Source organism: Aeromicrobium sp. JP4 (assembly GCF_054957925.1).
On record NZ_CM143290.1, the window covers coordinates 3,159,405 to 3,177,402 of the forward strand.

Below are 17,998 nucleotides of genomic sequence, written 5' to 3' on the forward strand. Positions count from 1 at the left end.
GGTGACCGACAGTGCCCTGGCCGCCTCGCGGGGACGCGACATCGCCGAGACCGTGGCCGAGGCGGTGGCCGGGGGAGTGACGACCGTTCAGGTGCGCGAGAAGGACCTGCCGGCCGCGCGGTTCCTCGAGATCGTGCTGGCCGTGTCGCGTGCGCTGCCCGACGACGTCGCCCTGATCGTCAATGACCGGGTCGACGTGTTCCTGGCCGCACGTGCCGCGGGTGCCCGGGTGACGGGTGTGCACGTCGGGCAGTCCGACCTGCCGCCCTCGCTCGTGCGTCGGCTGGTGGGGGAGGGCGCGGTGATCGGCGTGAGCGCGGCGACTCCCGCCGAGCTCGCAGCGGCCGCCGCCGACCCCGGTCGCGTCGACTATGTCGGGGTGGGGGTGGTCCGGCAGACCGCCACCAAGACCGACGCGCCACCGCCCCTGGGGGTGGCGGGCTTCGCCGAGCTCGCGCGGTCGACGCAGCTGCCGACCGTCGCGATCGGCGGGATCAGGCTCGCCGACGTGGCTCCGCTGCGGGCCGCCGGTGCGGCGGGAGCCGCCGTGGTCTCCGGCATCTGCGCCGCGGAGGACCCGCGGCGCGCGGCCGCGGAGTTCGCGGCGGCCTGGGCAGGCGTCGCATGAGCGGCGGGAACCGTGTGCCGCGCGTGCTCGCCATCGCGGGCACCGACCCGACGGGCGGCGCGGGGATCCAGGCCGACCTGAAGAGCATCGCCGCCGCGGGTGGCTACGGCATGGCGGTGGTCACGGCGCTGGTGGCCCAGAACACCCGGGGCGTCCGCTCGGTCCACGTGCCGCCGACCGACTTCCTCGCCGAGCAGCTGGACGCGGTCAGCGACGACGTGACCGTGGACGCGGTGAAGATCGGGATGCTGGCAGGCCGCGAGGTGATCGAGACGGTCGGGGCGTGGCTTCGCCGGACCCGACCGCCGGTGGTCGTGATCGACCCGGTCATGATCGCCACGAGCGGCGACCGCCTGCTCGACGCCGACGCCGAGCAGGCGCTGCGCGATCTCCTGCCACTGGCGCACCTGATCACGCCGAACGTGGCCGAGCTCGCGGTCCTGGCGGGGCGTGCTCCGGCGGCCCGGTGGCTGGACGTGCTGGAGCAGGCGCGGGAGGTCTCGGCGACCCACGACGTCGTCGTCCTGGCGAAGGGCGGGCACGTCGAGGGCGACGCCGTGCCGGACGCGCTCGTCGACGTGGGCGGCACCCGGCTCGGCGGCCGTGAGGTCGTGGAGTTCCCCGGAGCCAGGATCGCGACGACCAACACGCACGGGACGGGCTGCTCGCTGTCCTCTGCCGTGGCCACGCACCGAGCCCGTCTCGGGTCGTGGGAGCCGGCGACCGCCGAGGCGAAGCGGTGGCTGACCGAGAGCATCCGCCACGGAGCGTCGCTCGAGGTCGGCCGGGGTCACGGTCCGATCAGCCACTTCGCCGGGATGTGGGCTCGCGGCGGGACGGTCACCCGGCCCACCGCGGACGAGGTGCGGGACCAGTGGTGGGACGGCGTGCGGGACGTGCGTGCCGCGATCGCCGAGTCCGCCTTCGTCAGTGGCCTGGCCGACGGGTCACTCTCCAAGGAGGCCTTCGGCGTCTACCTCGCGCAGGACGCGCTGTACCTCCGCGACTACGCCCGCGTGCTGTCCGAGGCCAGCCGGCTCGCGCCCACCCTGGACGAGCAGTCGTTCTGGGCCGCCGGAGCCCACGGTGCGCTGGTCACCGAGCTGCAGCTGCACGCCGACTGGCTCGGCGACGTGGAGCCGCCGCCTCCCGGGCCGGCGACCACGGCCTACCTCGACCACCTGCTGGCGACGGCGGCCCGCGGCGACCATCGCGTCCTGGCCGCTGCGGTGCTGCCCTGCTACTGGATCTACGCCGACCTCGGGCGGGACCTGCAGGCCCGTGCGGTCGACGGGCACCCGTACCAGGAGTGGCTGCGCACCTACGGCGACCCGGCGTTCGCCGAGGCGACGGCGCGGGCGATCGACATCACCACCGAGTTGGCGACGTCCGCCGACGACGTGACCCGGGAGGCGATGTGGCACGCCTTCCGGGTCTCCGCGGAGCACGAGCTGGCCTTCTTCGAGGCGCCGCTGCGGATGACCGGTCCGGTTCCCTCATGAGGTGAGCGGCGGCCGCTGCAGGATGCGACGCGTCGCCCCGCGCACCGACGTCAACGCGACGAGCACCACGACGGCGCCGATCGCGGGGATGACCCACAGCGGTCCCTGGGGCCAGGGCCTCGCGAGGATGCCGAGGCCGAGGATCGACATCGGCAGCACGGAGAGCACCGTTCCCGCCGCGATCGCGAGGCTCCCGAGCAGCAGCGCCTCGCGGGTGACCATCGAGCGGATCTGGCGCGGCGTGGCACCGAGCATGCGGAGCGTGGACATCTCCTCACGCCGGCGCCGCGTGGTCGTGCGCAGGCTGCTCGCCACGGCGACCAGCACGTACCCCAGCATCGGGAGCAGCACGATCAGGTTGATCCAGCGCTGCGGGTCCGACCCGCTGCCGGTCAGCGAGGTCGCCGCGGTGACCGCGTGGTCGGGGTGGCTCGCCGCCCAGCCGTCGAGCGCCGCCGGGTCGCCCGAGACGAGCACGGCGTCCGCCGAGCGCGCGAGCCCGTGCGCTGCCAGCAGCTCGGTGGACGCCACGACCGTGCCGAAACCGAAGCCGCGCCGGTAGGTCGCGACCACCTCGGGACTGACCGGATCGCCGTTGGCGAGCCGCAGCTCGACCCGGTCACCGACGTCGAGACCCCACCGTCGTGCCGTCGAGGCGTCGAGGGCCACGGTCTCGCCGCGGAGGTCGGCCAGGTCGCCCGCGGCGACGTCGAGGTCGACCACGCGATCGGCGTCCGGCCCGAGCCCGAGCGCCGGGAACCGCTCCGTCGTCGCGTCGCCCAGCATCCGGCTCGTCCGCACCACCGACGTGGACACCATCGGCACCGCCGCGTCGACGCCCGCCGTGTCACCGAGCGAGGCGACGTCGGCCGCCGTCAGGGCCCCCGTGACGGTCGCGTCGGCCGTCATGCCCGCGGCCTGCTCGGCGGAGGTCGCCCGCTCGAGCGTGGACTGGGCGTACACCTGGGCCACGGTGAGACCGAACGCGAGCGCCAGCACGGTCACCGCGCCGGCGGTTCGCAGCGCATAGGCATGGGTCTGGTGGAGCGCCAGCCAGCGCGTGACGGGGGCTCGCTCGCCATGGCGTTCCGCCAGCCGGCCGGTGACGGCACGCGCCAGCGCGGGTCCGCACAACGCGAGGCCGACGATGCCGAGCAGGGTCCCGCTCACGGCGGAGAGGAAGGCCTCCTCGCCGGTGACGACCAGCGCACCGAAGGCCGGTGCCAGCGACAGGACGACCAGCCCGAGGCCGAGCCCGGTGCGCACCCGCGACGGCTGCCGCGGCTCGACCTGGGCGTCGCCCATGGCCGCCGTCGCCGGGCGCCGTGACGCGCGGAACGTCGCGCCGCGGGCGGCGAGCTGGACCACGACCAGGGTCAGTGCGGCCACGACCAGGCCGGCGATCGGTGAGTGCACCACGGGGATCGCGACGGGGAGGACGCCGCGCTCGGCCAGCTGGTCGCAGAACCATCCGGCCGCGAGGTACCCGAGGGCCACGCCGGGGACGAGCCCGCAGGCCGCCGCCACAGTGGCCTGCCGCGCCACGAGTCCTCGGACCTGCCGAGGCGTCGCCCCGACGGCACGCAGCAGGGCCAGCTCGCGGCGCTGGTTCGCGACCGAGGTCGCCATGGCGCTCGCGACGATGCAGCCGACCAGGAGCAGCAGGGTGCCGGCGAGGGAGGCGGCCAGCGCCACCAGCTCGAGCCTCGCGTTGCCGACGGCGAGGGACTCCACCGCGCCGCGTGCGTCGCCCGTCGTCACGGCGTACTCGCCGCCCACGACGTCCTCGATCGCGGCGGCGACGGCGGCGATGTCCGCGTCGTCGCTCACGCGGATGGCGAGGAGGTCGGTGGCGCCGCCGGGCAGCGCGGCGAGGTCGCTCACGGTCGACGTGGCGAGGTGGACGCCGGCACCGGGGGCGTCGACGATGCCGCTGACCAGCAGGTTGCGGCGTGTCTCACCGACTCCGACCGCGAGACGGTCGCCGACCTCGATCCCGGCGATCTCCTCGTCCACCACCACGGCGTCCGGGCCGGGGGCCGCGCCGCGCAGCGCCGGGTCGCCGAGGTCGGCGACCGGCCACGGGTGCGCCTCGACGGTCCGGGTCACGCCGTCAGCGGTGATCGAGAGCGGGAGCGCCACGTCGGCCGCCACGGCCGAGACCCCGCGAACTCGACCGACCCGCTCACCGAGGTCGGCGGGGACCGTCGCGCGCTCGGGCAGCCGCACGTCGAAGTCCTCGACGACGGGGACACGCTGGGCCGCGGAGACCAGGATCTCGGCGTCCGCCAGGCGCGTGGGCGGCACCTCCGCACGCAGGCTGGTCTCGGTCAGCACCGCTCCCACCGTGATGAAGGCGCTGCCACCGAGGATCGCGAAGGCGAGCCCCACGAGCCCACCGACATGACCGCGGGCCAGGGCACGGGCGGACATCACCGGGCCCCGACCAGGCTGCCGGCGAGCGTCTCGGCCGTGGGTGCGGCGAGGTACTCCCGGATGCGTCCGTCGGCCACGACCACGGTGGCGTGGGCGCGGTGGGCGGCGCGCGGGTCGTGGGTGACCATCACGACGGTCTGGCCGAAGTCGTCGACGAGGTCGCGCAGCAGCCCGAGCACGTCGCTCGCGGTGTGGGCGTCGAGCGCGCCGGTCGGCTCGTCCGCGAAGACCACCTCGGGCCGGGCCGCGAGCGACCGGGCGATCGCCGCCCGCTGCTGCTGCCCGCCGGACAGCTCGGCGGGCCGTCGCTCCAGTAACGGGCGCAGGCCGATCCGGTCGACCACCCGGTCCAGCCAGGCGCGGTCTCCCTCGGCGCCCGCCAGCCGCAGCGGCAGGGTGATGTTCTCCCGCACGCTGAGCGACGGCAGCAGGTTGTACGACTGGAAGACGAAGCCGACGGCGTCGCGCCGCACCAGCGTGCGCCGGGTCTCGTTCAGCCCGGAGATCTCGCGGCCGCCGATGAGGACCTGCCCCGAGGTCGGCACGTCGAGGCCCGCCGCGCACTGCAGCAGCGTCGACTTGCCCGACCCGGAGGGGCCCATGACAGCCAGGAAGGTGCCCCGGGGCACCTGCAGGCTGACCCGGTCCAGGGCGTGGACCGTGCCGTAGGTCTTGGTGACGTCGCGCAGTTCCAGCGCGTGGTTCGAGGGAGTGTGGAGGCTCATGCCTCGACGCTAGGAATTCCGGACCCGCGAACCCATCCAGCCAGCTGCTCGATCGAAGGTACAGCGCGCTGTACCGACGCCGCGTCGGCCGGCCGGTAGCGTGAACGCGATGGACAGCGAACAGCCGGCACGAGTCCTCCGGGCACGGCTGCGCGACGCGTTCCGCAGCACCGGCTACGCGGTGTACGGCGCGGGCCTCGGGTTCCTCGCGGTCCTCACGATCCCCTTCGCGATCGTGGTCGCGGTGCTGTGGTTCCTGCGGATCGGCCGCCCGCTGGTCCTGCCCTCGCTGCGCTGGCTGCAGTGGCTGAGCGGAGCCGAGCGCACCCGTCTGCGCCGCATCGGCCACCGCATCGACGACCCGCCCCGGGTGGCCGGCGAGCCGGAGCAGCAGGTGACGGACCCGGCCACCCGCCGCGAGCTCGGGTGGGGGCTGATCCACGGGACGGTCGGGCTCTTCCTCGGCCTGCTCGCCCTGCAGCTGCTGCTCGTCGGCGTGCACGACCTCGCCTACCCGCTGTGGTGGAAGCACGTGGGCGCGGGGGAGCAGGAGCTGCTGAACGGACTGGTCCCCGCCCGCAGCGCCGACGCGGCGATGTGGGGTCTCGCGACCGGCACGCTCGCGCTGGTGCTCTGGTTCGTCGGCGCGCCGCGGCTGCTCGACTGGCAGTCGCGGAGCGGGCTGGCCCTGCTCGGCCCGGCCCCGGGCGCCGACCTCTCGCAGCGGGTCGTCGAGCTCACCGCGACCCGCGCGGCCGCCCTCGACGCCCATGCGGTCGAGCTGCGTCGCATCGAGCGAGCCCTCCACGACGGGGCGCAGAACCGGGTGGTCGGCGTGGCGGTGCTGATCGGCGCCGCGCGACGCGAGGTGGAGCGGGACCCGGGCCGTGCGGAGGAGATCCTCGCGAGGGCCCAGGACACGACGGAGGAGGCGCTCGCCGAGCTGCGTGCCGTCGTCCGCTCGATCCTGCCGCCGGTGCTCGAGAATCGCGGACTCGCCGGAGCCCTCACGGCCCTGGCCGCCGACTGCGCGGTGCCGTGCACCGTCACGATCGACGTGCCGGTGCGGTGCCCGGCCAGCGTCGAGACGACCGCCTACTTCGTGGTGGCCGAGTCGCTGACCAACGTGGCCAGACACAGCCACGCCAGCCGCGCCGAGGTCGAGGTGCGCCTGGACGGCGGTCGTCTCCACGTGCGTGTCGCCGACGACGGCCGTGGGGGAGCGGACCCCGCGGCGGGCTCAGGCCTGGCCGGGATCATCCGCCGGGTCGAGGCGCTCGACGGCGAGGCCCGGCTGAGCAGTCCACCCGGCGGGCCGACCGCGCTGGAGGTGGAGCTGCCGTGCGGATCGTGATCGCCGAGGACGACACCCTGCTGCGCGAGGGCCTCAGCCTGGTGCTGGCCGGTGAGGGCTTCGACGTCGTCGCCGCCACCGCGGGCCCGGACGAGTTCCTGGCGGCCGTGGCCGAGCACCGCCCCGATCTCGCCGTGGTCGACGTGCGGATGCCGCCGACCCACTCCGACGAGGGCATCAAGGCCGCGGTCGCGGCGCGCCGCGCCCAGCCGGGCCTCGCGGTGCTCGTGCTCTCGGCGTACGTCGAGCAGAGCTTCGCCACCGACCTCCTCGCCGACGGCGCCGAGCGGGTGGGCTACCTGCTCAAGGAGCGCGTGGGCCGGGTCGACGCGTTCGTGGAGGCGCTCCAGCGCGTGGCCGACGGCGGCACCGCCATCGACCCCGAGGTGGTCGCCCAGCTGTTCGCGCAGAAGCGCTCCGGTGACCCGCTCGAGCGTCTGACCGCGCGGGAGCGCGAGGTGCTCTCGGTGATGGCCGAGGGGCTCGGCAACGCCGCGATCGGGCAGCGGCTGCACATCACCGACAACGCGGTGCACAAGCACATCCGCAACATCTTCATGAAGCTCGACCTCGCCCCCGACGACCACACCGACCGCCGCGTCGCGGCCGTCCTGCACTACCTCGACGGCTCCTGAGCTCCCGGTACGAACCCATCCGATGGGCCCGCGGCTCCGAATGGCTCACATGGATGCACCGGAGACATGCCGGGTTGCGGTCATCGGGTCCGGGATCTCCGGCCTGAGCGCGGCCTGGTTCGCCACGCAGGCAGGCGCGCGTGTGGTGCTGTACGAGTCGGACGAACGCCTGGGCGGACACGCCGACACGCACCTCGTCGTCGACGGGAACCGGGAGCTGGCGATCGATACGGGCTTCATCGTCCACAACCGCCAGACGTACCCGGTGCTGTGCCGCCTGTTCGACGAGCTCGGGGTGCAGACGCAGCCGTCGGAGATGTCCCTCTCGGTCCACGACGAGGCGACCGGGCTCGAGTGGGCGGGCGCCAAGGGACGACGGGGACTGTTTCCCGAGCCGCGTCGACTCCTCGACGGGGGGCACTGGCGGATGCTGGTCGAGATCCCGCGCTTCCACCGGGCAGCGCGCCGGCTGCTCGAGGCCCCGTCGGAGGCGGGTGACCCCACGCTCGACGAGTTCCTGGACCGGCACCGGTTCAGCGACCGCCTGCGCCGGCACTTCGTCCGCGCGCTCGTGGCGGCGGTGTGGTCCTGCGACCCCGAGATCGCCGGCCGGTATCCGGCCCGGCACCTGTTCGCGTTCCTGGCGAACCACGGGATGCTCGCGGTGTTCGGCAGTCCCCAGTGGCGCACCGTCGTCGGTGGCTCCCGCGACTACGTGCTGAGGATCGCCAAGGAGCTCCCGGACATCCGGCTCTCGACGGCGGTCACGGGCGTCGAGGAGCACGCCGCCGGCGTGACCGTGCGCGACGCCGACGGCGGCGAGGAGCGGTTCGATCGCGTGGTCATCGCGACCCATCCCCGCCAGGCGCTCTCGATGCTGTCGGCGCCGACGCCCGCGCAGCGGGAGGTCCTCGCGGCGATGCCGTACTCGCCGAACCCGGCGCTGCTGCACACCGACGAGCGGCTGCTGCCGCGTGCGGACGGGGCCAGGGCGGCGTGGAACCTGCGTCTGCCGACGTCCCCCGAGGGGCGGGTGACCGTCACCTACGACATGACCGTCCTGCAACGGCTGCCCACCGACACGCGATACCTCGTGACCCTGGGAGGGGACGACCTCGTCGATCCCGCCCTGGTCATCGCACGGATGGACTACGAGCACCCGGTCTACACCGCCGAGACCGTCGCCGCCCAGCGGCGACTGCCCGAGATCGAGACGGACCGCATCGTGTTCGCCGGCGCCTACCACGGCTGGGGATTCCACGAGGACGGCGCGCGGTCCGGCGCCGAGGCGGTGAGGCGTCTGGACCTCGCCGTTCCGGCGGCCGCCCCACCGGCCGATCGCGCGCCCGAGGTCTTCCGTACCCGCGTTGGCCATCGCAGGACTCAGCCCTTCACCCGCACGTTCGAGCAGCGATCCTCGATGTGGGTCGTCGACATCGACGAGCAGGGAGCACGGCAGGAACAGCAGTCGTTCTGGCGCCGGGTGACCGGGGGCACGATCGAGGCGCGCGACCACCTCGGCGACCCGACGGCCACGTTGCGACAGAACCTGGCGGCATTCCTGGCCCGGCACGGCATCGAGCTGGGCGACGCGAGCGTGCGGCTGATGGCCCACCCACGGGCCTTCGGATTCTGCTTCAACCCGATCAGCGTGTGGTGGTGCACGCGCCGCGACGGCACCCCCCTTGCCGCGGTCGTCGAGGTGCACAACACCTATGGCGACCGGCATGCGTACCTGTTCGACCGTGGGACGGAGACCGAGCGCCGCGTGGACAAGGCGATGTACGTCTCGCCGTTCCACGGCGTGGCCGGCTCCTACCGGGTGTCCGCGCCTCCGCCGACCGACGTCCTCGACGTCCGCGTCGAGCTCGACCACGCGGACGGCGCGACGTTCCAGGCGTCGCTCCACGGCCGGCGGACGGGCGGGCTCCGATGGCGAGCCGCCACCGCCGGGATGGTCGACCGGTTCGCGATCACCGCGCACGGCCTCGTTCTCTGGATGCGGCGCCTGCCCATCCAACCTCGCCCCATGCACCACCAGGAAGGTGTCCGATGACGACTCTCACCACTCTCGCGGCCTCTCACTGGCCGACACTGGTCCTCCCGCCACGCACGCGCACGAGCGACCTCCGAGCGGACGTGGCACGCCGCCTCTTCACCTCGGCCGTGGACCGGCTGGACGTGACCGTGGAGTTCGACGGCCGCATCCTCGGCGCGGGCGGCCCCCGGATGACGATCCACCGCTCCGACGAGTTCTTCCGGCGACTGGGGAGCCAGCCCTCGACGGGGTTCGGCGAGTCCTACATGACCGCCGCGTGGGACGCGGACGACCTTGGCGGATTCCTCACCGTGCTCGCTGCGGGGATCCGCACCCTCGTGCCGCGGCCGCTGCAGGTGATGCGCAGTGCCGTCATGCCGCGGCCACCGCGCGACGAGCGGGGGGACAAGGCGGACACCCAGCGCGTCGTCGGGCACCACTACGACCTGTCGAACGCCCTGTTCGAGACGTTCCTGGATCCGACGATGACCTACTCGAGCGCCCTGTTCGACGAGACCGACGCGGGCACCCCGGTGGTCGGTGGCGACCTGGAGCAGGCCCAGGAGCGCAAGCTCGACCGCCTGCTGGACCTGGCCCGCGTCGGCGACGGCACACACCTGCTGGAGATCGGGTCGGGCTGGGGGTCGCTGGCCCTGCGGGCCGCCCGCCGCGGCGCCCGGGTCCGGACCATCACCCTGTCGGTGGCCCAGCAGCAGCTGGCGCGCGAGCGTATCGCCGAGGCCGGCCTGCAGGACCGGATCGACGTCGACCTGTGCGACTACCGCGACGTCGAGGGACGCTACGACGCGGTCGTGTCGATCGAGATGATCGAGGCCGTGGGCTGGCGCCACTGGAGCACCTACCTCGCGACGATCGACCGGGTGCTCGAGCCCGGAGGCCGCGCGGCGATCCAGGCCATCACGATGCCGCACGACCGGATGAAGGCGACTCGCAACACCCAGACCTGGGTCACGAAGTACATCTTCCCCGGTGGGTTCCTGCCGTCGGTCCGCGCGCTCGAGGAGGCGACCGCGGGGACGTCGCTGCGCCTCACGTCGACCGAGGCCATCGGAGCCCACTACGCCGAGACGCTGCGGCAGTGGGACGAGACGTTCCTGGCCTGTGCCGACGACGTGAGGGCGCTCGGCTTCGACGACACCTTCCGCCGGATGTGGCACTACTACCTGCAGTACTCGCGAGCCGGCTTCAGCTCGGGCTACCTCGACGACCACCATCTCGTCTACACGAAGGAGAGCGGCCGATGAGCCATCGACAGCACATCGACGGACTGGCCGGCCAGACCGCGGCCGTGCTCGAACCCGTCGTGGGCGAGCTGCCCGTCCGCCTGGAGTTCTGGGACGGGTCGGTCGTCGGACCGATCCGGGGGCCGATCGTGCGGATCACGTCGCCGGCGGCTCTCCGCCGTCTCCTGTGGAGTCCGGGCGAGCTCGGGGCCGCGCAGGCCTACGTGTCCGGTGAGGCCGAGATCGAGGGAGACCTCGACGCCGCGCTGACGACCCTGCTGGCCGCGGGTCGGAACGCGGGACCCGTACCCGCCACACGGACCGCGAGGACGATGGCGCGCGCCCTGCCGCTGCTGATCAGGGCCGGGGCGATCGGCCGACGTCCCGCGCCGCCGGCATCGCAGGCGGTCGTGAAGGGCCGGCTGCACTCGCGCGACCGTGACCGAGCCGCGATCGCCCACCACTACGACCTGTCGAACGAGTTCTACGAGCAGATCCTCGATCCGACCATGGCCTACTCGTGCGGCTACTACACCGCCGACGACGCCACCCTGCAGCAGGCGCAGGAGGCGAAGCTCTCGCTGATCTGCCGCAAGCTCGGGCTCGGCGAGGGCAGCCGGCTGCTCGACGTCGGCTGTGGGTGGGGATCGCTCACGATCCACGCCGCCCAGCACTACGGGGCGCAGGTCGTGGCGGTCACGATCGCGGCCGAGCAGCGCGACTTCGTCGCCGAACGGGTCCGGCGCGAAGGCCTGGAGCACCTCGTCGAGGTGCGGCTGTGCGACTACCGCGACGCCACGGGCGAGTACGACGCCGCCGCATCGGTCGAGATGGGGGAGCACGTCGGTGCCGAGAACTACCCGGTGTTCGCCGGAGTCCTGCGCGACCGGGTGCGCCCGGGCGGACGGGTGCTGATCCAGCAGATGTCGCGCACGGGACGATGGCCCGGCGGCGGCCCGTTCATCGAGAGCTTCATCGCTCCCGACATGCACATGCGCCCGGTGGGCCAGACGGTCGACCTGCTCGAGCAGTCCGGGCTGGAGGTGCGCGACGTCCACGCCCTGCGTGAGCACTACGTGCGCACCGTCGCGGGATGGATCGAGAACTTCGAGGGCAACGTCGACCGCCTGACGGAACTCGTCGGCGAGGAGGTCGTGCGCGTCTGGCGGCTCTACCTCGCCGGAGGCGCCGCCGCGTTCCGGGACGGCCGCATGGGGGTCGACCAGATCCTGGCGGTGCGGCCGGGAGCGCCCCACGGTCTCGACCTCGAGCCTCGCGCATGGTGACCGTTCTCGTCGCGTTCGCGGGCGTCGTCCTGGTCATGGCGGCCGGGGCCGTGGCGTCGCGGGTCAGGGACACCTTCGCGATCGTGGACGTCGCGTGGCCGGTGGCCTTCGGCGTGGGAATGGTGGCAGCGACGTCGGCGGGCCTCGTGGGTGACCTCGGGGAGGCCTGGCGAACGGTGCTGGCGCTCGTGCTCGTGCTGTGCTGGGCCGGACGGCTCGCCTCACACCTCGGCGCCCGGACCTTCGCGGCGCAGGAGGACGATCCGCGGTACCTCGAGTACATGGGGGGATCGGCGCGCGAGGTGCCGTTCGCGGCGCTGCTGACGAAGGTCTACGGCCTGCAGGCGGTGCTGGTGCTCGCGGTGGGCTACGCACTCTTCGCGTCGGCCTCGCTGCCCGTGCGCTGGCCGGTCGTCGCGATCGTCGGCGCGGTGGTGGCCCTGGCGGGGATCGTGTTCGAGGCCGTCGCCGACCGTCAGCTCGCGGCCTACCGCGCGGAGCCGAAGGAGCAGCGGACGCCGGTGCTGTCGACTGGGGTCTGGTCGTGGAGTCGGCACCCGAACTACTTCGGCGAGGCGGTGACGTGGTGGGGACTGTGGCTCGTGGCGGGTGCCGCGAGCGGGTGGACGCCCCTGCTGTGGACCCTGCCCGCGCCGATCGTGCTGACCGCGATCGTCACCGTCGTCTCGGGTGTGCGGATCGCCGAACGGCGCATGCGCGGCCGATCCGGCTGGGACGCGTACGCGGCCAGGACGTCGGTCTTCGTGCCACTGCCCCCGCGTCGGTCCTGACCCGCGGCTCCCGCGCTGGGTCAGCGCTTGATCTTGCGACCCTTGCTGGTCTTGGCGACCGTCAGGTAGTTCGTCTTCGAGACGCTGATGCGGACCCGGAGGAGCTTGCCGCGGTCGGACTTCTTGACCTTGTAGGTCGACTTCACGGCGCCGCGGATCGGCTTGCCGTTGCGCGTCCAGCGGTAGCGGACCTTGACCGGCTTCGGTCCCCACTTCGCGGTGTACGCCTTGAGCTTCTTGCCGGCCCTCGCGGTGCCGACCACCTTGACGGTGCCGACCTTGAGGGGACGCTTCGCGACCGTCGCGCCCGAGGTGCTGACGTAGCGGTTCCACCAGCCGGGGCGAGTGACCGTCGTGCGCACGCGGACCTTCTGGTTCACGTCGGCGGAGCGCAGCGTGTAGCGAGTGCCGGTGGCACCCGCGATGGCCGTCGAGCCGCGCAGCCACTGGTGCGTCACCTTCGCGGCGGGGTCTGCGGTCAGGCCGGTCGGCGCGGCCAGGACCCGTCCGACGGTCGGCGTGCCGGCGGGCGCCGGAGTCGCGCGCAGCGCCTGGACCGGACGGCTGCCCGCGACCTGCACCTGCGCGCGCTGGAAGCTGTCGCTGCCGTCGACGTAGTTGCCCTGGGCGTCGGTCCGATAGATCTTCAGGCGCGCGTCGATCCGCGCCCCGGCGTGGGCCGCGGCCACGGTGAAGCGCGAGGTCGCGCCGTTGTACGTGGTGGAGGCCGGCTGCGGGACGCCGTCCACGAACCAGGAGATCTCGCTGTACGTGCTGGCCGGCTTGCCGAAGCTCGCGGTGAGCGTGGCGCCGGGCGCGGCCGTGCCGGAGATCGTCAGCGGCGACGTCGGCTGCACGTGCTGCGTGCCGCCGACCTTCGTCGTGGGCGTAATGAGCGAAGCCGGCTTGTAGCCCGGGCGGCTGGCGGTCACCCGCGCGTGGATCCAGGCGCCGTCCTGGGCCGGCGTGGGGGTGAAGCTCGCCGAGGTGGCTCCCGGGATCGTCACCGAGGGGGAGCCGTCGCGCCGCGAGATCCACTGGTAGCTGAAGGTGGCGTCCGTGGGACGCCAGCCCTCCTGGCCCACGATCGTCAGCGGCTCGCCGACGCGGTACGACCCGACGATGAACGGGTCGACCGGCGCCATGCCCAGGCCCTGCTTGGGCAGCCTGACCGAGAAGGTCTTCGACGGCGTGGCGGTCGAGGAGGTCCAGGTCTGCGCGGTCTCGAACGACGTGGCGTTGGGCCAGCACGTGTCGCGGTGGCGCACCTCCGGCTGCCAGAACTTCGTCGAGGAGACCTCGCCGTAGTAGGTGTCGGAGAAGCAGACGCGGTACTGCCCACCGACCGGCACCTGCCACGAGAAGCGACCCTGCGCGTCGGTCAGCTTCGGCCCGAACTGCAGCGTCGTCCACTCGCTGCCCTCGCGGATGTAGATCTCCCACCCGACGTTCTGCAGGGGCTTGCCGCTGGGGTCGAGGGCGACGCCGGTGATCCGGCCGTCCGCCGCCTGGGCCGACGTGGCGGTCAGCGGGACGAGCAACAGGGCGAGGAGGGCGAGCAGCACGGGACGCAGGAGACGCATGGTGCTGAACCTAGTGGCCCGGCCGCGTGCTGACTGCCCCCGTTAACGGGGGGTGCGACTCGCCCCGAAGCGTGGGGATCAGTCGGGCGACAGCGCCCGCAGGATCTCGGCGTGGCGGAGCAGGAAGGCGCCCTCGTCGAGTCGCTTGCGACGCAGCCACCCGGACACCTCGCTGTTGTGCTTGCTCGCGTTGCACGACGTGCACGCCGGGACGACGTTCGTCACCGTATAGCGGCCACCGCGTGAGATCGGCAGGACGCAGTCCTTCTGGAGCGCCGCCGTGGTCGTGCGGCAGTACGCGCAGCCGCCCCACTGCAGGACGAGCGTGTCCCACTGCGCCGGGGTCAGGTCGTTGTCGACGCGCTCGAGGCGCCGCTGCCGGCGCTTCGCGTAGCGGGCGCGCGTGGCAGCCGAGGTGCTGCTGGGAAACCGACGTCGCGCCGCGAGGTGACGCTACCGGACGCCGGAGACGGACGATGCTGCCTCAGCTGCCGCCGGCCGGCAGCTCCTCGAGCAGGATGTCCGGCTCGTCGCGGGCCACCTTGTTCGCCCGCCACTTGTCCGTGAAGAGCGCGAGGTGGGTGCCGTCGGCGCGCTGGAGGACCTCGACGCCGCGCTGGCCGCGCAGCGCCCGGGCGCCTTCGGCATCGGTGCGCCGAGCCACCTGGTAGTCCAGGCGGGAGAGCCGGATCGGGGAGGTGAACTCGTTCTTCATCCGCTCCTCCACCACCTCGAACTGCAGCGGGCCGACGGCGGCCAGGACGGGGGTCTGGTCACCTCGGAGGTCGGAGCGAAGGACCTGGACGACGCCTTCCTGGTCGAGCTGCTCGATGCCGCGACGGAACTGCTTGTACCGCCCGATGTCCTTCGCGGTGGCGGTCATGAAGTGCTCGGGCGCGAAGCTCGGCACCGGCGGGTAGTCGATCGCGTCGCCGTCGTAGACGGTGTCGCCGACGCGCAGCGCCTGGGCGTTGACGAAGCCGATGATGTCGCCGGGAGCCGCCTGCTCCACCGAGGACGTCGTCCGGCCGAAGACGGCCTGGGCGTACTTCGTGGCGAAGGGCCGGCCGGTCGAGGCGTGGGTCACGACCATGCCGCGCTCGAAGGTGCCGGACACCACACGCGCGTACGCGAGCCGGTCGCGGTGGGACGTGTTCATGCCGGACTGCACCTTGAAGACGAAGGCGCTGAAGGCGTCGTCGACCTGACGCACCGAGCCGTCGACGCCCGCGGTCGCGCTCGGTCCGGGCGCCAGCTCGAGCAGCAGCTCGAGCAGCTGGGCCACGCCGAAGTTCTGCAGCGCCGAGGCGAACATGACCGGCGTGGTCTCGCCGCCGAGGAAGCGCTCCTGGTCGTGGTCGGCGCCGTCGAGGGAGAGCAGCTCGCTCTCGTCCACCGCGGCCGACCAGACGTCGGCGTCGACGTCCTCGACCTCGTCCGGCGACAGCCGTCGCTCGGGCGCCCGCTCGGCCCCGCCGGCGGTCCGGGTGTACTTGACGAACTCGCCGGTGCGGCGGTCCAGCACGCCTCGGAAGTCACCTGCCTCGCCCACCGGCCAGGTGAGCGGGGTCGGACGCAGCTTGATCTCCTGCTCGATCTCGTCCATCAGGCCCAGCGGCGACAGGCCGGGGCGGTCCCACTTGTTGATGACGGTGATCACCGGGATGCCGCGGAGCGCGCACACCCGGAAGAGCTTCAGGGTCTGGGGCTCCAGGCCCTTGCCGGCGTCGACCAGCATGACGGCCGAGTCCACCGCCGACAGCACGCGGTAGGTGTCCTCCGAGAAGTCGCTGTGGCCGGGCGTGTCGACGAGGTTGACCACGTGGTCGCGGTACACGAACTGCAGCGCCGCGGACGTGATCGAGATGCCGCGCGCCTTCTCCATGTCCATCCAGTCCGAGACGGTCGCCTTTCGGTCGTCCTTGCCGTGCACGGCACCGGCCTGGTTGATGACGCGGGCGTGGAGCGCGAGCGCTTCGGTCAGCGTGGACTTGCCGGCGTCGGGGTGGCTGATGACGGCGAAGGTGCGGCGGGGGCGTTTGTCGGACACCCACTGAATTTACCCGGCGTCACAGCACGGGGACGACGGAGGCCGGGGTGGTGCTGAGCACCCGCACGGCGAGGGTGGTCGTCGCCTCCACCCCGAGGTAGCCCACGACGGTGTTGACCCGGCCGAGATCCAGCGGGAGCAGGCCCGGGGTGCCGGGGACGTCAGGGGTGAGTCCGAGGTCGAGGTCCTCGCGGCCCGACATGATCCGCACGTTGAAGTCGTAGCGCTCGCGGGCCCCGGGGGCGGCGAGGCGGCGGACCACCGTGGCACCCATCCGTCGCGCGCCGGTCTCGGCCGCCCAGCCGTCCAGGGTCGCGGCGAGGGTGCGTCCCTCATTGTGGTCGATGTCCGCCCAGACGGTCTCCATCGACCCGGCCTGGGTCAGCAGGATCGCGGCGGTCTTCTCCCCGATGCCGGACACGCCCGGGAGGTTGTCGCTCGGGTCGCCGCGCAGGGCCGCGAACGCCAGGTAGTGCTCGGCCGCGATCCCGTACATCGTGAGCAGCCGCGCCGGATTGAGCAGCGGCGAGCCGTCGATCCCGCCGTTGATCAGCCGCAGCACCTGGGTGTGTTCGCTGATGTGGGCGAACGCATCGCGGTCCGACGTGACGATCACGCAGTTCCAGCCGTTGTCGCGCGCCCACGTGGCGGCGGAGGCGCTCACGTCGTCGGCCTCGAGGCCCGGGGGAGTGAGCGTCGCCAGGCCGAGGGCGTCGAGGAACGCCCCCGTGCGCTCGAGCTGGCCGACGAGCGCCGCGTCCTTCTCGGCCCGTCCCGCCTTGTAGGCGGGGTAGAAGTCCGCGCGCACCGACGCGGTCCGGTCGTCGAGCCCGAAGATCACGGCGTCGGGGGCGAACCGCTCGATCGCCTCGATGATCTGGCGCAGCATGCCGTGCAGGGCCCACGCGGGACGACCCGATCGGTCCATCAGCCTCGTGTGGGCCCGGGCATGGTGGTTGCGGTGAAGCAGCGAGGGCGCGTCGACCACGAGCAGCAGCTTGCGGGGACGATTCACGGGGGCAGACATGGGATCCTCGCCATCCTAGGCCGGGTCCCGCGCGACGCCGCCGTCAGATCAGCTTGGGGAAGCTGAGCAGGAACCCGGTCGTCGCCAGGAACCCGACCCCGGCGATCGCCAGCAGCACCCACTGCGTCCGCGGGCGTCGCAGGCGCGTGGCCAGGGCGGTGAAGAACAGCACGCTCGCGAAGGCGACGGTGAGGATCGTGTAGTTGTCGCCGCGCTGGTTGTTGCGCAGGGCCTCCTGGTACTTGGCGTCGGCACGGGCGTCGGCCGCCCGCGCCTGCTCCAGCTCCGGAATCGCGTACTCCTTGACCTGGAAGGGAGTCGGCGCGGCCGCCGGGTTCTTCAACGGCCGCTCGGCGATCCACACGGGGAAGGCGCTGGCCAGCGGCTCGGGGAACCGCTCCTCAAGGAAGGCAGTCAGCGTGTCGTCCTCGGCCTGGTACGCCTGCAGCCACTGCGTGAACAGCGACACCTGGACAGTTTGCTTGCGGTTGGCGTCGCCTTCGAGGCGCGCTGCCTCGATGCGGGCCGTCGACGCCTGCGCGAAGGAGATCGACATGGCGCCGCCCCATTTGCTGGCCTGGAAGCCGGTCCATGCCGTCAGGATCGCCGTGACCGACAGGAGCACGACGGCGACCAGCTCGAGCCAGTCGACGGAATCATGGGAGGGCTCGTCCGTCACGTGGTCCTCCGTCGAGTCTG

General features: G+C 72.9%; 15 protein-coding genes and 1 pseudogene. 8 read left to right on the forward strand and 8 right to left on the reverse strand.

What is annotated here, in order from left to right; translation table 11 throughout:
- The first annotated feature begins 1 nt into the window (after position 1).
- Entirely contained in the window at positions 2 to 628 is a 627-nt protein-coding gene (gene thiE, locus ACY1JX_RS15575) for a thiamine phosphate synthase (RefSeq protein WP_462564532.1), read from the forward strand.
- Complete coding sequence (locus ACY1JX_RS15580; protein ID WP_462564533.1) at positions 625 to 2,130, forward strand: bifunctional hydroxymethylpyrimidine kinase/phosphomethylpyrimidine kinase; 1,506 nt, start codon at positions 625 to 627, stop codon at positions 2,128 to 2,130. The genes thiE and ACY1JX_RS15580 overlap by 4 nt, the downstream gene beginning before the upstream one ends.
- Here the strand turns inward: ACY1JX_RS15580 and ACY1JX_RS15585 are convergent.
- A complete protein-coding gene (locus ACY1JX_RS15585; RefSeq protein WP_462564534.1) occupies positions 2,125 to 4,563 on the reverse strand; it encodes an FtsX-like permease family protein in 2,439 nt (812 codons plus the stop codon). The two genes, ACY1JX_RS15580 and ACY1JX_RS15585, sit on opposite strands and share 6 nt — an antisense overlap.
- Positions 4,563 to 5,291 (reverse strand): ABC transporter ATP-binding protein, encoded by a 729-nt coding sequence (locus ACY1JX_RS15590; protein WP_462564535.1) that lies wholly within the window; start codon positions 5,289 to 5,291, stop codon positions 4,563 to 4,565. The genes ACY1JX_RS15585 and ACY1JX_RS15590 overlap by 1 nt, the downstream gene beginning before the upstream one ends.
- 109 nt (positions 5,292 to 5,400) lie before the next feature.
- Between ACY1JX_RS15590 and ACY1JX_RS15595 the strand changes: the two genes are divergently transcribed.
- From ACY1JX_RS15595 to ACY1JX_RS15620, 6 genes are all read left to right on the forward strand, one after another.
- On the forward strand, positions 5,401 to 6,645 hold the full coding sequence (locus tag ACY1JX_RS15595; protein WP_462564536.1) for a sensor histidine kinase: 1,245 nt from the start codon (positions 5,401 to 5,403) through the stop codon (positions 6,643 to 6,645).
- Positions 6,633 to 7,280 (forward strand): response regulator transcription factor, encoded by a 648-nt coding sequence (locus ACY1JX_RS15600; RefSeq protein WP_462564537.1) that lies wholly within the window; start codon positions 6,633 to 6,635, stop codon positions 7,278 to 7,280. The genes ACY1JX_RS15595 and ACY1JX_RS15600 overlap by 13 nt, the downstream gene beginning before the upstream one ends.
- Positions 7,281 to 7,329: 49 nt before the next feature.
- Entirely contained in the window at positions 7,330 to 9,336 is a 2,007-nt protein-coding gene (locus ACY1JX_RS15605) for an FAD-dependent oxidoreductase (protein WP_462564538.1), read from the forward strand.
- 83 nt (positions 9,337 to 9,419) lie between these two features.
- The gene (locus ACY1JX_RS15610; RefSeq protein WP_462564539.1) at positions 9,420 to 10,583 is read left to right on the forward strand and encodes a class I SAM-dependent methyltransferase; all 1,164 of its coding nucleotides are present in this window, start codon (positions 9,420 to 9,422) and stop codon (positions 10,581 to 10,583) included.
- A complete protein-coding gene (locus ACY1JX_RS15615) occupies positions 10,580 to 11,848 on the forward strand; it encodes a class I SAM-dependent methyltransferase (RefSeq protein ID WP_462564540.1) in 1,269 nt (422 codons plus the stop codon). Before ACY1JX_RS15610 ends, ACY1JX_RS15615 begins: the two co-directional genes overlap by 4 nt.
- Complete coding sequence (locus ACY1JX_RS15620; RefSeq protein ID WP_462564541.1) at positions 11,842 to 12,639, forward strand: DUF1295 domain-containing protein; 798 nt, start codon at positions 11,842 to 11,844, stop codon at positions 12,637 to 12,639. The genes ACY1JX_RS15615 and ACY1JX_RS15620 overlap by 7 nt, the downstream gene beginning before the upstream one ends.
- A gap of 20 nt (positions 12,640 to 12,659) precedes the next feature.
- Here the strand turns inward: ACY1JX_RS15620 and ACY1JX_RS15625 are convergent, their stop codons facing one another.
- The 6 genes and pseudogenes from ACY1JX_RS15625 to ACY1JX_RS15650 form a co-directional block, all read right to left on the reverse strand.
- On the reverse strand, positions 12,660 to 14,222 hold the full coding sequence (locus tag ACY1JX_RS15625; protein ID WP_462564542.1) for a hypothetical protein: 1,563 nt from the start codon (positions 14,220 to 14,222) through the stop codon (positions 12,660 to 12,662).
- Positions 14,223 to 14,300: 78 nt separating this feature from the next.
- Positions 14,301 to 14,447 carry a hypothetical protein gene (locus ACY1JX_RS15630; RefSeq protein ID WP_462564543.1) on the reverse strand — a complete coding sequence of 49 codons (147 nt, stop codon included), beginning with the start codon at positions 14,445 to 14,447 and terminating at the stop codon, positions 14,301 to 14,303.
- Between the two features lie 9 nt (positions 14,448 to 14,456).
- A pseudogene (locus ACY1JX_RS15635) lies at positions 14,457 to 14,570 on the reverse strand (HNH endonuclease); the annotation flags it as partial.
- A 136-nt stretch (positions 14,571 to 14,706) separates the two neighbouring features.
- The gene (locus tag ACY1JX_RS15640; RefSeq protein ID WP_286928102.1) at positions 14,707 to 16,272 is read right to left on the reverse strand and encodes a peptide chain release factor 3; all 1,566 of its coding nucleotides are present in this window, start codon (positions 16,270 to 16,272) and stop codon (positions 14,707 to 14,709) included.
- Positions 16,273 to 16,291: 19 nt separating this feature from the next.
- Positions 16,292 to 17,299 carry a 5'-3' exonuclease gene (locus ACY1JX_RS15645; RefSeq protein ID WP_462564544.1) on the reverse strand — a complete coding sequence of 336 codons (1,008 nt, stop codon included), beginning with the start codon at positions 17,297 to 17,299 and terminating at the stop codon, positions 16,292 to 16,294.
- A 43-nt stretch (positions 17,300 to 17,342) separates the two neighbouring features.
- Entirely contained in the window at positions 17,343 to 17,978 is a 636-nt protein-coding gene (locus ACY1JX_RS15650; protein ID WP_286928105.1) for a hypothetical protein, read from the reverse strand.
- Between the last annotated feature and the right edge of the window lie 20 nt (positions 17,979 to 17,998).

Coding starts and splice junctions, on each gene's coding strand:
- ACY1JX_RS15590 (WP_462564535.1), bottom strand. CDS start 5,291: ATGAGCCTCCACACTCCCTCGAACCACGCGCTGGAACTGCGCGACGTC.
- ACY1JX_RS15620 (WP_462564541.1), top strand. CDS start 11,842: ATGGTGACCGTTCTCGTCGCGTTCGCGGGCGTCGTCCTGGTCATGGCG.
- ACY1JX_RS15645 (WP_462564544.1), bottom strand. CDS start 17,299: ATGTCTGCCCCCGTGAATCGTCCCCGCAAGCTGCTGCTCGTGGTCGAC.
- ACY1JX_RS15595 (WP_462564536.1), top strand. CDS start 5,401: ATGGACAGCGAACAGCCGGCACGAGTCCTCCGGGCACGGCTGCGCGAC.
- ACY1JX_RS15605 (WP_462564538.1), top strand. CDS start 7,330: ATGGATGCACCGGAGACATGCCGGGTTGCGGTCATCGGGTCCGGGATC.
- ACY1JX_RS15625 (WP_462564542.1), bottom strand. CDS start 14,222: ATGCGTCTCCTGCGTCCCGTGCTGCTCGCCCTCCTCGCCCTGTTGCTC.
- ACY1JX_RS15615 (WP_462564540.1), top strand. CDS start 10,580: ATGAGCCATCGACAGCACATCGACGGACTGGCCGGCCAGACCGCGGCC.
- ACY1JX_RS15580 (WP_462564533.1), top strand. CDS start 625: ATGAGCGGCGGGAACCGTGTGCCGCGCGTGCTCGCCATCGCGGGCACC.
- ACY1JX_RS15585 (WP_462564534.1), bottom strand. CDS start 4,563: ATGTCCGCCCGTGCCCTGGCCCGCGGTCATGTCGGTGGGCTCGTGGGG.